At 63.8% G+C, this 13,907-nt stretch carries 14 protein-coding genes; 10 read left to right on the top strand and 4 right to left on the bottom strand.

What is annotated here, in order from left to right:
- Positions 1–46 precede the first annotated feature (46 nt).
- Positions 47–940, bottom strand: coding sequence for an SDR family oxidoreductase (locus AZF01_RS20075; RefSeq protein ID WP_061449859.1), 894 nt, complete (start codon positions 938–940; stop codon positions 47–49).
- A 107-nt stretch (positions 941–1,047) separates the two neighbouring features.
- Here AZF01_RS20075 and AZF01_RS20080 point away from each other — a divergent pair, with 107 nt between their 5' ends.
- On the top strand, positions 1,048–1,965 hold the full coding sequence (locus AZF01_RS20080) for an AraC family transcriptional regulator (RefSeq protein WP_061449906.1): 918 nt from the start codon (positions 1,048–1,050) through the stop codon (positions 1,963–1,965).
- Between the two features lie 74 nt (positions 1,966–2,039).
- Here the strand turns inward: AZF01_RS20080 and AZF01_RS20085 are convergent, their stop codons facing one another.
- Together AZF01_RS20085 and AZF01_RS20090 are read right to left on the bottom strand one after the other, a co-directional pair.
- A complete protein-coding gene (locus AZF01_RS20085) occupies positions 2,040–2,798 on the bottom strand; it encodes an SDR family NAD(P)-dependent oxidoreductase (protein ID WP_061449860.1) in 759 nt (252 codons plus the stop codon).
- Positions 2,799–2,800: 2 nt separating this feature from the next.
- A complete protein-coding gene (locus tag AZF01_RS20090) occupies positions 2,801–4,666 on the bottom strand; it encodes a feruloyl-CoA synthase (protein WP_024706106.1) in 1,866 nt (621 codons plus the stop codon).
- Positions 4,667–4,853: 187 nt separating this feature from the next.
- Between AZF01_RS20090 and AZF01_RS20095 the strand changes: the two genes are divergently transcribed.
- From AZF01_RS20095 to AZF01_RS20120, 6 genes are all read left to right on the top strand, one after another.
- Positions 4,854–5,642 carry a crotonase/enoyl-CoA hydratase family protein gene (locus AZF01_RS20095; protein ID WP_036235462.1) on the top strand — a complete coding sequence of 263 codons (789 nt, stop codon included), beginning with the start codon at positions 4,854–4,856 and terminating at the stop codon, positions 5,640–5,642.
- Between the two features lies 1 nt (position 5,643).
- On the top strand, positions 5,644–6,126 hold the full coding sequence (locus AZF01_RS20100) for a MarR family winged helix-turn-helix transcriptional regulator (RefSeq protein WP_024706108.1): 483 nt from the start codon (positions 5,644–5,646) through the stop codon (positions 6,124–6,126).
- Entirely contained in the window at positions 6,123–6,998 is an 876-nt protein-coding gene (locus AZF01_RS20105; RefSeq protein ID WP_024706109.1) for an amidohydrolase family protein, read from the top strand. The genes AZF01_RS20100 and AZF01_RS20105 overlap by 4 nt, the downstream gene beginning before the upstream one ends.
- Before the next feature lie 46 nt (positions 6,999–7,044).
- A complete protein-coding gene (locus tag AZF01_RS20110) occupies positions 7,045–8,139 on the top strand; it encodes a C4-dicarboxylate TRAP transporter substrate-binding protein (protein WP_024706110.1) in 1,095 nt (364 codons plus the stop codon).
- Between the two features lie 94 nt (positions 8,140–8,233).
- Positions 8,234–8,740 (top strand): TRAP transporter small permease, encoded by a 507-nt coding sequence (locus AZF01_RS20115; RefSeq protein WP_024706111.1) that lies wholly within the window; start codon positions 8,234–8,236, stop codon positions 8,738–8,740.
- Complete coding sequence (locus AZF01_RS20120; protein ID WP_024706112.1) at positions 8,737–10,041, top strand: TRAP transporter large permease; 1,305 nt, start codon at positions 8,737–8,739, stop codon at positions 10,039–10,041. The genes AZF01_RS20115 and AZF01_RS20120 overlap by 4 nt, the downstream gene beginning before the upstream one ends.
- A gap of 8 nt (positions 10,042–10,049) precedes the next feature.
- Here the strand turns inward: AZF01_RS20120 and pcaQ are convergent, their stop codons facing one another.
- Positions 10,050–10,982: a pca operon transcription factor PcaQ gene (pcaQ, locus tag AZF01_RS20125; protein WP_024706113.1), complete on the bottom strand. Its 933-nt coding sequence runs from the start codon at positions 10,980–10,982 to the stop codon at positions 10,050–10,052.
- 85 nt (positions 10,983–11,067) lie between these two features.
- Here pcaQ and pcaD point away from each other — a divergent pair, with 85 nt between their 5' ends.
- The 3 genes from pcaD to pcaG are packed head-to-tail and all read left to right on the top strand — an operon-like array spanning position 11,068 to position 13,565.
- The gene (gene pcaD, locus AZF01_RS20130) at positions 11,068–12,243 is read left to right on the top strand and encodes a 3-oxoadipate enol-lactonase (RefSeq protein ID WP_024706114.1); all 1,176 of its coding nucleotides are present in this window, start codon (positions 11,068–11,070) and stop codon (positions 12,241–12,243) included.
- A complete protein-coding gene (gene pcaH, locus AZF01_RS20135; RefSeq protein ID WP_024706115.1) occupies positions 12,236–12,964 on the top strand; it encodes a protocatechuate 3,4-dioxygenase subunit beta in 729 nt (242 codons plus the stop codon). The genes pcaD and pcaH overlap by 8 nt, the downstream gene beginning before the upstream one ends.
- A gap of 1 nt (position 12,965) precedes the next feature.
- Positions 12,966–13,565 carry a protocatechuate 3,4-dioxygenase subunit alpha gene (pcaG, locus tag AZF01_RS20140; protein WP_024706116.1) on the top strand — a complete coding sequence of 200 codons (600 nt, stop codon included), beginning with the start codon at positions 12,966–12,968 and terminating at the stop codon, positions 13,563–13,565.
- The last annotated feature ends 342 nt before the right edge of the window (positions 13,566–13,907 follow it).

Consider the following 13,907-nt stretch of genomic DNA (forward strand, 5'->3'; position numbering starts at 1 on the left):
AAGCGAAAACACCGGTCGCCAACAGGTGATGACGACCGGGCTGAGTTCAGTTTTCGAAGTAATGGCGTTGCGAAAGGTCCTCGAGCAGGGTCTTGTGAGTCGGTTCCCAACCGAGCTTTCGTCTTGTCCACTCGCTAGAGGCGCGACTGTCCATCATGGCGAAGTGGTAAAACCAGCCGTAATAGGCTTGCGCCTCATCGGGCGCGATCGCCCTCACAGGAAGGCCAAGACCCCTGCCGATCGCCGCGGCAATGTCTTGCATGGCAATCCCTTCCTCGGCGACGGCATGGAAACAGTCGCCGGCTTCGCCTTTCTCAAGCGCCAGGCGAAAGACGCGGGCCGCGTCGAAGCGATGCACTGCCGGCCAGATGGCGGCAACGCCTTCCACATAGGCCGCAAACCCCGTCTCACGGGCGATGTTGATCAGGATCGGCATGAAGCCCTTGTCGCCCTTGCCGTGGGTGGTCGGCGGCAGGCGTACGATCATGGCGCGCACGCCCCTGTCGAGCATCGAGAATGCTGCCTGTTCCGATGCGCGCGGATAGCGCTCGGAGACGGCGGGGGCGGCGATCTGCTCTGTCAGCAATCCGTCCGTGGTCGGGATGGCCGCACCGGCGGTGACGACAAGCGGCTTGCCGCTGCCGGCAAGCGCCTCACCCATGGCCTCGATGGCGCGGGCATCCTGGGCGCAGTTCTCCGCAAACCGGCTGAAGTCATGGTTGAAAGCGGTGTGAATAGTGCCGTCGGCTGACGCCGCTTCCGCTTTGAGAAGATCGAGATCATCGAGGCTGCCAAGGACTGCCCTTGCGCCGGCAGCCTCCACGGCGGCGGCGGATTGATCGGAACGGGCAAGGCCCGCAACGGTGTGGCCGGCGTCCACCAGTTCCTTTACCGTCACGCTGCCCACCCAGCCGGATGCGCCGGTTACGAAAACACGCATGATGCAAACTCCCATTGTCTGTTGATCTCGGGAGAAGCTAGACGCGGCTTTCCGGACAATCTATGTTGGAAAATCTGAAAATCCTGTCCAATCGTCCGGAAGTTGCCATGGATCCGCTCACAGACGTGCTTTCCCTGATGCGCCCGCAGAACCACATGTCCGCCGGCTTCAGGGCCGGTGGGCCATGGGCGATCGCCTTTCCGTCCGTTTCCGGCACGATCAAATGCGGCGCGGTGGTGCGTGGCGCATGCTGGCTTTCGGTGGAGGACGGCGGACGTCCGGTTTTCATGGGGGCAGGCGAGGGCTTCGTCCTGCCGCAGGGGCGGCCGTTTCGGCTGGCAAGCGATCTCGAACTCGTCCCGGTTCCAGCCGCTGCGGTGTTTCCGACGGCGCGGCGCGGCGGGATTGCCGAGCATGGACAAGGCGAGGACTGTTTTCTGGTTTCCAGCCGTTTCGTTCTGGAAGGGCCGAACGCCGATTTCCTGCTCTCCCTGCTGCCGCCGCTTATCCATATAGGCAATGGCGCGGAATGGCAGGCCCTGCGCTGGTCGGTGGAGCGCATGATGGCGGAACTCGATGATGAACGTCCGGGCAGCGAACTGATCATCCGGCAGCTCGCGCACATGATATTGGTTCAGGCCTTAAGGGCATATCTCGAGACGGAAAAAGGAAATGCCGGCGGTTGGCTGGCCGCGCTTTCCGACCGGCAGATCGGCGCGGCGATCCGTGCCATCCATGCCGATCCCGGTCGCCGTTTCACGATCGCCGATCTGGCCTCGGTCGCCGGCATGTCGCGTTCGACCTTCGCCCTGCGGTTCAAGGAAAAGGTCGGTCAGGCGCCGATGGAATATCTGACTGCCTGGCGGATGATCCTTGCCGCGGAACGCATGCAGTCATCGAACGCCCCGCTTTCGGCCATTGCCGCCGATCTCGGCTACGAGTCGGAGAGCGCTTTTTCGAAAGCCTTCCGCCGGGTCATGGCCGTCCCGCCGCGCCAGTTTGTTCGCATGGCGGCAACGGTATAGGGGCCGGCCGGCCTCTCCGGCCCGCTCCTGGTCAAACGGGTCAGTGTTTCACGTGAAAACAGGTCGTCTTACCCTCACTTCGGCGTCAGCCGGTTTGCCCCGTCGAGACGGATCACCTCGCCGTTGAGATAATCGTTTTCAACCGCGAAAAGCACCGCATGGGCGAACTCCGCCGGATCGCCGAGGCGGGCGGGGAAGGGGATCGTCGCGGCGATCGATTTCTGCGCCTCTTCCGGCAGGTTGTAGAGCAGCGGCGTAAGGAAAATGCCGGGCGCCAGCGTGTTGACCCTGACGCCGAAGCGGGCGAATTCGCGCGCCAGCGGCAGGGTCATGGAAACGATGCCGCCCTTGGAGGCCGCATAGGCCGCCTGGCCGATCTGGCCCTCGAAGGCGGCGATCGAAGCCGTGTTGACGATCACGCCTCGGCTTTCGCCGACCGGTTCTGCAAGCGACATGCGGTGGGCCGAAAGCCGGACGACATTGAACGTGCCCATGAGGTTGACGCGGAGCGTGCGCTCGAAATCGGCCATCGGCATGGGGCCGTCGCGCGCCACCGCGCGGCCCGCCGTGCCGATTCCGGCGCAGCTCACCGCGATCCTGACCGTGCCATGGGCGGCTTCGCTAGCATCAAGCGCGGCGCTGACGTCAGCCCCGCTGGAAACATCGCCGATGGCGGCCAGTCCGCCGATCTCGGCGGCGATCTTCTCGGTCGCCTCGCCGTTCATGTCCAGCACCGTCACCCTGGCGCCTCTTGCCGCAAGCGCGCGCGCGGTTGCCGCGCCGAGCCCCGAACCCGCACCGGTCACCAATGCGGCCATGCCCTCAACCTTCATTGTCAGCCCGCCTTTCTGCCTTGCGGCTTTTCCGCGATGATTACCTCGGGGCCGCCCGCATAAAGAGCATCGACCAGGTCCGCGCGGTTGGCGAGAACCGCCCGCTGGTTGACCGAGCCCTTGTCGGTCACCTCGCCCTTGTCCATGCGCAGCGGCGCCGTCAGCAGCATGGCGCGGGCAATGCGGTTCGACGAGCCGGTCGCGCGTCCGGCAAAATCCGTCAGACGTTCCCCGAGCCGGTCAAGCACCGTCGGATGCGCATAAAGCGCCGCGTCATCCATCTCGGCCCCGCCTTCGACCAGACGCTCGATTTGCGGACGGAAGGGCACGAGCAGGGCGCCGAGCTCGAACTGGCCCTCGCCGGCAATCACCGCGTCCCGGATCAGCCCGCCCATGGCGTCGACCAGCTTTGCCCGCATCGCGCCGACGGCGACCCAGGTTCCGGTCTGAAGCTTGAAGTTTTCCGCCGTGCGCCCGTCGAACAGATAGCCGCGCGCCGGATCGCCGGGAACGGCGGGGCGCAGCGCATCGCCCATATTGTAGAAGCCTTCCTCGTCGAAGGCCTTTTCCGTCAGGTCCGGCCGCCGCCAGTAGCCGGGCGTGACGTTCGGTCCCTTGAAACGCACTTCCATCTTGCCGCCGGTGGGCACCAGTTTCATGGTGACGCCGCGCGCCGGAACGCCGCAATTGCCCGGCTCGTCCTGCGGTTCGGTCGAGAACATGGCAAACGGGCCGGTCTCGGTGGAGCCGAGCCCCGAACCCATCAGAGTAAAGAAGCCGGTGGAGCGTTCGGAAAGCGCGTTGAGGTGATGCCAGGTGTGGCTCGCCATGCCGGCGCCCGCATACATGATCATCTTCAGTTTCTTGAAAAAGGTGTCGCGCAGGACCGGGTCCTTCTCCATCGCCTCGCACAGCACTTCATAGCCCGCCGGCACGTTGAAATACCAGGTCGGCGATATCTCGCGCAGATTGCGGATCGTCTCGGCCATGCCCTTCGGCGTCGGCTTTCCGGCGTCGATATAATAGGTGCCGCCATTGTAAAGCGCGATGTTGAACACCTTGTTGCCGCTGGCAACATGGTTCCAGGGAGCCCAGTCGACCAGGACCGGCGGCTCGTCGCCGAGGAAGCGATAGCAGTCAAGCACCTGCGCCATGTTGGCGCACAACATCCGCTGGGTCTGGATCACCGCCTTGGGTGTTCCGGTCGTGCCGGAGGTGAACAGGAATTTCGCGATCGTATCCGGTCCCGTGGCGGCAAAGGCCTTGTCGGCCGCCGGCGACGCGTCGGTCGCAATCACGTCTTCCCAGGCGAAATGCTCGCGCCCGGGCACGGCACCGCCCGCCAGAATGAGCGGCACGGCCGGATCGATGACCTCGATAATTGCATCCGCGAACCGATCCGCATCCTTGGCGAAGACCGCGCCGGGCGTCACTTCGCCGGCAATGTCGCGAAGCTTGGCGCGCCCCTCCGGGATCAGCGAATAGGCCGGCGCCACGGCGGCAGACGGAATGCCGACATACTGGGCGGACAGCGCGATGACGGCGTGTTCGAGCGAATTCTCCGACAGGATCATCAGCGGCCGTTCGGGCGAAAGGTCGTGGTCGAGGAGGAAGGCGCCGACGCGGCGCATCAGGTCGCGCAGCCGGCCGAAAGTGATCGTGCGCCACGCCCCGTCGGCGTCGCGCTCGGCCATCCACACGCGCTCGGGCACGGTTTCGGCAAAGTGCAGAATACGGTCGCCGAGGCGCGCCGGATAGTCGCCCAGCTCATCGTCCTGCCATATGATCTGGCTGCCGTCGGCGCGGTCCTCCACGCGGATGCGCGGCTCCCAGACCCGCACCGGACGTATCTTCTCCATGTCTGTCATGGATCCTCCTCCAATTTTCGAGCGTCCCTGGCTCTCCGGGCCGCGAAATCCTCGCTGAGATCTTTGCCCGTCCGGCCGCTCCCGACGGGGGGGACAGGTTCAGGTTATACAGTTTTTGAGTGTATTGTTTACAGGGAAAATATTTTCTCGTATAGAGAAAACTGGAATGGTCGAAAGGAAGCATGCAGTGACGACAAAGGCGGAGCTGGTAACCTATGAATTGCGCGGCGAGGTCGCGCTTCTCGGGCTTAATCGTCCGGACAAACGCAATGCGATCAGTGACCGTTTTGTCGAAGCGCTGGCCGATGCGATCGAGCGGGCGCGCACGGAGGCGAAGGCCGGCGTCATCTTTGGCAATGGCAGGCATTTCTGCGCCGGACTGGACCTTTCCGAACATGTGAAGAAGTCGGCCTTCGAGGGCGTCGAAAGCTCGCGCCGCTGGCACGAGGTCTTCGGCCGGATCGAGTTTGGACCGATTCCCTGGTTTTGCGCATTGCACGGCGCCGTTGTCGGCGGCGGGCTGGAGCTGGCATCGTCCGCACAGGTGCGCGTTGCCGACGAGACGACCTTTTTCGCACTGCCGGAAGGCCAGCGCGGCATCTTTGTGGGCGGCGGCGGCTCGGTGCGCACCGCGCGCCTGATGGGCGTGGCGCGGATGACGGACATGATGCTGACCGGCCGCTCGATCGATGCCGATACCGGGGAGCGGTGGAATCTGGCGCAATATGTCGTTCCGGCGGGCAAATCCATCGAAAAGGCGCTGGAGCTTGCCAGACAGGCGGCGACCAACGCCCAGCTTTCCAACTACGCCGTCATCAACGTGCTGCCGCGCATGCCCGAAATGAGCCGCGACGACGGTCTTATGATGGAAAGCTTCATCTCGTCCTTCACCGCCACTTCGCCCGAGGCGGAAGAGCGGTTGATCGCCTTCCTTGAAAAGCGCGCCGCCAAGGTGGCGGCTCCCGGCGGGCGCTGACATGGGGCAGGAGCCGCGCCTTTCCCCGCAACAGACCGAAGATGTCCGGCTTGGCGAGCTCAACAATTCGCTCGGCTTTCTGGTGCGCGTCGCGCAGGTGCGCGTCTATGATCAGTTCTATGAGCGTTTCGGCGCCGACGACCTGCGTCCGGGCGAGTTTTCCATGCTCTGGGTCATGCATCTCAACCCCGGCATCAAGCAGGGCATACTGGCGCAGACGCTGAGGATCAAGCCCGCCCATATGACGAAGGCGGTGCGGCGTCTGGAGGACCAGGGCCTGATCGAACGGGAGATCCCCGATCACGACCGTCGATCGGTGCTGCTTCGGCTGACCGGGAAGGGCGAGGGGTTCGTCGCGGCCAACAAGCGCAATTTCTTTGGCGAGAACGCCTATAACACGCATGGCCTGAGCGCGGAGGAGGCGGAAACGCTCGCGCATCTGCTCAAGCGGTATGTCGGGCTGGAGACGGAGGAGCGCATATGAATTTCGACGATCTGGTCGCCTTTGACGTCCATGTCCACGCCGAGGAGCCCTGCTGCACCCATCGCGATGACGGCTATATGGAATTCCAGGCCGGCATGGCCAGTTATTTCAGAAACCCGGCAGGCCGCGACGGCATGCTGCCCACCGTCGAGGAGACCGCAGCCTATTTCCGCGAACGGAAGATCGGCTGCATCATTTTTCCCGTCGATGCCGAACGCGAGACCGGCTTTCGCCGCTACTCCAATTATGAGGTGGCGGAGATCGCGGCAAGGAACACCGATATCATGGTCCCCTTCGCCTCCATCGACCCGGCCAAGGGCAAGCTCGGGGTCCGGGAAGCGAGGAGCCTGATGCGCGACCACGGCGTGCGCGGCTTCAAGTTCCACCCGACATTTCAGGGGTTTTACCCGAATGATCGGGCCGCCTACGGGCTCTATGAGGCGATCGAGGAGGAAGGCGGCATCGCCCTGTTTCACACCGGCCAGACCGGCGTCGGATCCGGCATGCATGGCGGCATGGGCATGCGGCTGAAATATTCAAATCCGATGTATCTCGACGACGTGGCTGTGGACTTCCCCGACCTGAAGATCATCGCCGCCCATCCGTCCTTCCCCTGGCAGGAAGAGGCGCTCGCCGTCGCCCAGCACAAGCCCAATGTCTATATCGACCTGTCGGGCTGGAGCCCGAAATATTTCCCGCCGATCCTGGTGAAATACGCCAATTCTCTGCTGAAGCACAAATTGCTGTTCGGCTCCGACTGGCCCGCCATCACGCCGGATCGCTGGCTCGTCGATTTTGAAAAGATCGACATCAAGGAAGAGGTTCGCCCGCTGCTTCTGAAGGAGAATGCGAGGAAGCTTCTGGCGATGTAACTGACCTGACGAAACGTGGCATTCGGATTTTTTGGGAGGAGAATTCATGAATCGCATACACACATTCGCTGCACTGGCCGCCGTCGCGATGATGGCCGCCGGAACAGCCGCGTCGGCGCGCGAACTGCGTCTTGCGCCGGGAGGGCCGCCGGCGCATCCGGCCTATTACATGTATGAGCATTTCGCCGAAAACATCGCCGAAAACTCGGGCGGCGCCATGACCGGGCTGATCCTCGGACCGGAAGTCGTGTCTCTGCCGCAGATGAAGGATGCGCTCCAGACCGGGCTCGTGGATGCGGGCAATGTCCTGCCGCTTTACTTTCCGGCGGACATGGAAGTGACCGGCATTGCCGGCGATCTGGCGCTGATCGGCCGCAACCCGCACGCCATGGCCATGGCCATGACCGAGTACGGCATGACCTGTGAGCCCTGCCAGGAGGAGTTCAAGAAACTCGGCATGGTTTTCCTCGGCGCCGGTTCGTCAAACGTCTACAACCTGATCACCACCAGGCCCGTGCGCACCGCCGATGACCTGAAGGGCATGCGTCTGCGCACCGGCGGCGCGCCCTATTCGCGCTGGGCCGAGCATTTCGGCGCAACCCCGGTCAATATCGGCGTCGGCGAAACCTTCGAGGCGATGAGCCAGGGCACGATCGACGGCACCATGGCCTCGACCGTCGATCTCCTGTCATTCCGGCTGATCGATATTGCCAAGGACGTCACCATCGTCCCGATCGGCACCTATCACGTGACGTCGAACTTCACGGCCGGGCTCAACACCTGGCGCTCGCTTTCCACCAAGGAGCGCGAGGAGATCGGCATGGCCGCCGCCCGCGCCAATTTCGACCTGACCGACCGCTGGGCCTTCCAGCTGCCGTCGGCGGCGAATGAGGCCCTGGCGAAAACCGATATCGAGGTGATCGAGCCGGATCCGGCCTTCCTTGAAGCCTCGGAAGCCTTTGCCGCCGAGGATGTGGCCGCCCGCACCGCGCTTTCGGGCGAGGAAGCCGTCTACTTCACCGAACTGGTGGAAAAATGGACGGCGGTCGTCGAAGAAGTCGGCAACGATCCCGACGCTCTGGCCAGGCGCATGATCGACGACGTCTGGAGCAAGATCGACTTTTCGACCTACGGCATGTGATGCCTGAACAGGAGCGCGGCGGCCGGAAAGGCCGTCGCGCTTCGTGGAAGATGATGTTCTTCGTCGGCCTTCCTTTTTGCTCTGGAGCCCTTTGATGACCGCACTCGTTCGGCTCGCCGCCGTGGTCGCGCGTATCCTGGCATTCATCGGCGCCGCAGGCGTCGTGATGATGATGGTGCACATCAGTCTCGATGTGGCGCTGCGCAACCTGTTCCGCATCTCGATCCCGGTGACGACCGAGATGGTCGCGCGCTACTACATGGTCGCCACCGCCTTCCTGCCGCTGTCCTGGCTCGAACTGCGTCGCGAGATGGTGTCCGTCGAACTCTTCGATTTCGCGCTCACCCGACCGGTCCGCCGGGTTTCCGACGCGCTGGTCTGTCTTTTGTCGGCGGTCGTCTATGCGAGCCTTTCCTGGGCCACCTGGAATTCGGCGCTGTCCAATTTCCGCTCCGGCACCTATGTGGAGCTGGCCTCGATGAAGATGCCCGTCTGGCACAGCTATTTCCTGCCCTCGGCCGGTTTTGCCATCGCCGCGCTGACCTGCCTGCTTCTGACCTTCCAGGATCTTCATCCCGCCCCATCGGAGGAAACCGCATGAATCCCGAGGTCGGATTTGTCGGCATCGCCGTCCTGATCGTCCTGCTTCTGCTGCGTGTCCCGGTGGCCATGGCGTTGATCGCCGTCTCGTTCGGCGGCATCACCGCGCTTCTCGGCGTCACGCCGGCCTTCGGCATCCTGTCGAACACGCCCTATTCCTTTGTCGCCAGCTGGACCATGTCGGCGGTGCCGATGTTCCTGCTGATGGGCTTCGTCGCGTTTCATTCCGGGCTCACCGGCGGGCTCTTCGCCGCCGCCAAGGTTGTGCTGCGCCGCCTGCCGGGCGGCCTCGCGGTCTCGTCCATCTTTGCTTGTTCCGGCTTTGCCGCCGTCTCCGGTTCGTCGCTTGCCTGCGCCGCGGCCATGGGCCGGATCGCCATTCCGGAAATGGTCGCTGCCGGCTATCGTCCCTCGATCGCGGCCGGATCGATCGCCGCCGGCGGCACGATCGGCGCGCTGATCCCGCCGTCGATCCTGATGATCATCTATGGCGTCTTCGCCGAAACCTCGGTCACCCAGGTCTTCATCGGCGGCATCGGCATCGGCGTCATCACCGCCATCGGCTATTGTCTCGTCATCATCGGCATCAGCCTCGTGCGGCCCGACCTCGTTCCCTCGCGCGATACCTCACCCGTCAATGCCGAAGGCCGCGCCGCCATCCTTCAGGTGATCCCGATCACCGTGCTTGTGCTTTTGATCTTCGGCGGCATGTTCTCGGGTTTTTTCACCGCGACGGAAGCCGGCGCTGTCGGCGCGCTCGGCACCATTTTGCTTGCCACCGCCACCGGGCGGCTGACGAAGCGGAACATCACCCACTCCCTCATCGATACCGTGACCTCGACCGGCGCCCTGTTCATCATCGGGGTGGGGGCTGCGATGTTCACCCGCTTTCTCGGAATTTCAGGGCTGTCGCACTTCCTCTCGTCCTTCGTTGCCGACGCGGATCTCGGCTATTTCAAGCTGATGCTGATCATCGTGCTGATCTACCTGGCGCTCGGCACCTTCATGGAACCGTTCGGCGCCATGCTGACGACGCTGCCGATCTTCCTGCCGATCCTCAGGGCCGAGGACATCAGCCTCGTCTGGTTCGGCGTCGTCGTGGTGAAGATGCTGGAAATCGGCATGATCACGCCGCCGGTCGGCATGAATGTCTTCGTCATCAAGAATGTGGCGGGCAAATATGTCACGATCGCACAGGTCTTCGCCGGCGTCCTGCCCTTCATCATCATGGATCTCTTCGTGATCGCGCTGGTGATCGCCGCGCCCTCGGTGGTGATGTTCCTGCCGGATCTCCTGAAGTGAGCGGCAGGCTACGCCGGACCGGGCACGCTGCGGAAATCATTGCCCGCGGACTGTTCCAGCGCGGCGACGAACAGGCGCTGCTCGGCCGTCGGCGTCACATTGGTGCGCATGGAAACCCCGACCGGCCCGCCGAGGAGATCGTCTTCGATGGCAAGCGTTGCCAGCGTTCCACCTTCAAGCTCGTCGCGCACCACGCCCTCGGAGATGAACCAGACCGTGTCGGATTGAAGCACGACCCGCCGCCCGAAGGCGAGGGCCACGCTCTCGAAGGCGGGTTCCGGCTGGGCGAGGCCAAGCGCATGCAGATAGGCCGTCACCAGCGGCGCAATCACCGCGCCCGGCGGCGGCAGCATCAGCGGATGGCTCCTGAGGGCTTCGGCATCGGGAATGAGACCGTCGAGCGGGTGGCCGCTGCGCACGACGGCAACGATCCGTTCCGAATAGAGCTGACGGAAGGAAAGCCCCTCCATCAGCGCCGCGGAAGCCATGCGGCCGACGACCATATCGAGCGCGCCTTCTCTCAACTGGGAAAGCAGCAGCCAGTTGGGCCCGGTGGTGACCCGCAGCATGCATTGGGGTGCGGTTTCGCGAAGCTTCAGGGCCGCCTGGGGCACGAGCGCGGTAGAGGCGGTCGGGAGCGCGCCGACGATGAGGCGGGTGCGCGCGGGACGGCCCTCGCGCACCAGATCCTGGGCGCGGATGAGGTCCACCAGCGCCTGACCGCCAAATTGCTGGAAGGTCTTGCCCGCCTGCGTCAGCGTCAGCCGGCGGCCGGAGCGGTCGAACAGCTCGACCCGCAGGATGTCCTCCAGCTCGCGAATGGTTTTCGAGACGGCGGGCTGGCTGACGTGAAGCGCGTTCGCAGCCTCGCTGAGCGAACCGCGGCGCGCGGTTTCCAGAAACGAGCGCAGATGGCGCATGCGCAGGCGAGGGTCAAGCATTGTTAACCTATAGGTTATGCGAATTTCCTCTAAATATAATTTTTTGCGCCTTCTGGCTATGGCAAAACAGGCTGGGAGGAAGCGCATGATCATTCACGCAGAAGACACGGCACTTCATGTGCGCCAGGAAGGGCCGGAGGACGGCCGCGCGGTTTTGTTCATCAATTCGCTGGGGACCGATCTCAGGGTCTGGGACCGGCTCATAGAGCTTATGCCGAAGGGGCTTCGGCTCGTCCGCTATGACAAGCGCGGCCACGGGCTTTCCAGCCTTGGTCCCGCCGGTGCCGGCCTTTCCATCGAAACCCTTGCCGATGACGCGATCGCCATTTGCGAGGCGCTGAAGCTCGAAGACGTGACGCTCGTCGGCCTTTCGATCGGCGGGCTGGTCGCGCAGTCCGTGGCGTTGAAGCGGCCCGACCTCGTTCGCGCCGTGGTGCTGATGGATACGGCGATGCGCATCGGCACCGCCGAAATGTGGGGCGAGCGCATCGCAGCGCTTGGGGCCGGCGGCATCGCCGCGATCTCCGATGCCGTTCTCGCCCGCTGGTTCGCGCCGGACTTTCTGGCGTCATCCGAGGCCGCGATGTGGCGCGCCATGCTGGAACGCACCCCGCTGGAAGGCTACATCGCCTGCTGCAAGGCGCTGGCCGGCGCGGATTACACCAACCGCGCGGCGGAAGTGAAATGTCCGGTGCTGGCGCTTTGCGGCGCGCTCGACGGGTCGACGCCGCCCGATCTCGTGCGCGAGACCGCCGTTGCCTACAGGGCGCCGTTTCACCTGATCGTAAATGCCGGCCACCTGCCGCCGGTGGAACAGCCCGAGGCCGTTGCGAGCCTTCTTTCCGGCTTCTTGCAGAGCACGTCCGAGAGCGCCGGTGGCGGTCGCCTTGAAACCGGCATGCGGGTTCGCCGCGCGGTTCTGGGCGATGCCCATGTCGATCGCGCCGAAGCGGCGAAGACGCCGCTCGATGAAGCCTTTCAGACATTGATCACCGAAAGCGCCTGGGGCACGGTCTGGGCCTCCGACGCGATCAGCCGGCGCGAACGCTCGATGCTGACGCTGGCGCTTCTGGCGGCAACCGGCAATTTCGAGGAAATCCCGATGCATATCCGCGCGACGACGCGCACCGGGGCCAGCCGGCGGGATGTGGTGGAGGCCTTCCAGCATGTCGCCATCTATGCCGGCGTGCCGCGCGCCAATCATGCCCTGAAACTTGCAAAGGCGGCCTTTGCCGCAATGGAGGAGAATAACGATGACTGACCTGGGACCCCTGATCCCGCGAAACCGGATGGTCCATCCGCCGGCCTTCACCCCGGGCTACAAGACCTCGGTTGCCCGCTCGCCGAACCTGCCGCTCCTCTCCCTGGAAAGCGGCCCCTCGGAGGAGACCGGTCCGGTCTTCGGGCACAACCAGCTCGGCCCGCTCGACAACAATCTGATCCTCAACTGGACGAAGGGCGAGGCGCCGGCCGTTGGCGAACGGATCCTGGTTTATGGCCGTATCATGGATGAACGCGGCAAACCGGTGCCGGAAACGCTGATCGAGATCTGGCAGGCCAATGCCGGCGGACGTTACCGCCACAAGAAGGACACCTATTTCGCGCCGCTCGATCCGAATTTCGGCGGCTGCGGGCGCACGATCACCGATGCCGAGGGCAACTATCAGTTCCTCACCATCAGGCCCGGCGCCTATCCCTGGCCCAATGGCGGCAATGACTGGCGGCCGATGCATATCCACGTCTCCGTCTACGGCCACAGCTTCGGCCAGCGCCTGATCACCCAGATGTATTTCGAGGGCGATCCGCTGATCCCGCTCTGTCCGATTGCCAACACCGTGCGTCAGCGCGGCGATCTCGACGGGCTCGTCGCGCCGCTCGACATGAACATGTCGCGACCGCATGATTTCCTGGCCTACAAGTTCGACATCGTCCTGCGCGGCCGCCGCCAGACTATGTTCGAGAACAAGATGGAGGGGATGTGATATGGTTCAGAAACTCGAAAATCTCAAGGAAACGGCATCCCAGACCGCCGGTCCCTACGTCCATATCGGCCTGATGCCGACCTATGCCGGCAATCCCGGCTCCTACGAGGAGGAGATCGGTGCGAGTCCCATTTCGGAAGGGGCGAAGGGCGAGATCATCGAAATCCGCGGTCAGGTCTTCGACGGAACGGGCAATGCGATCCGCGATGCCATGCTGGAAAGCTGGCAGCCGGATGCCTCCGGCATCTTTCCCGGCCAACCGGGCGCCGATCCGGCCGTCTCCGGTCTCTGCCGCTTCGCCGCCGATGCCGACAGCGGCGAGTTCGTGCTGAAAACCGTCAAGCCCGGCGCCTTCAGGGGCAGGGGCGGTTCGCATAACGCGCCGCATATCTCGCTGTGGATCGTCGCGCGCGGCATCAATATCGGTCTCAACACCCGCATCTACTTCGATGACGAGGACAATGCCGATGACCGTATCCTCAAGGCCGTTGAGCTGAAGCATCGCGTGCCGACGCTGATCGCGAAGAAAACCGGTGACGGGCAATACCGCTTCGACATCCGCCTTCAGGGCGACGCCGAAACGGTGTTTCTGGATATCTGACGGGTCAGCAAACCTCGCCGCCACCAATCTCCCCCTTGAGGGCAGGGCTCTCGCAAATAGCGTTGCCGCACAGCCCTCAAGGCTTCTCGCCCCGGAGGGGAGAGATGTCGCGACAGCGACAGTGAGGGGGGAACTTATCCACGCGGACGCCCCCATGAACGGAAGTGCTGCTTCACCCGCACTGCCCCTTGCGGGGCATCTCTCCCGCACGCGGGAGAGCGTATATGGAGCGACATCCGAGGCCATCTGCGAAAGCCCTCCCCTCAAGGGGGGAGATAGGCCAAGTGCGGTTGGCTTTCGACGGGCTTGAAGGCATTCTTTCCGAGTCAATCAGATAGAAGT

This window comes from Martelella sp. AD-3, assembly GCF_001578105.1.
Classification (GTDB): Bacteria; Pseudomonadota; Alphaproteobacteria; order Rhizobiales; family Rhizobiaceae; genus Martelella.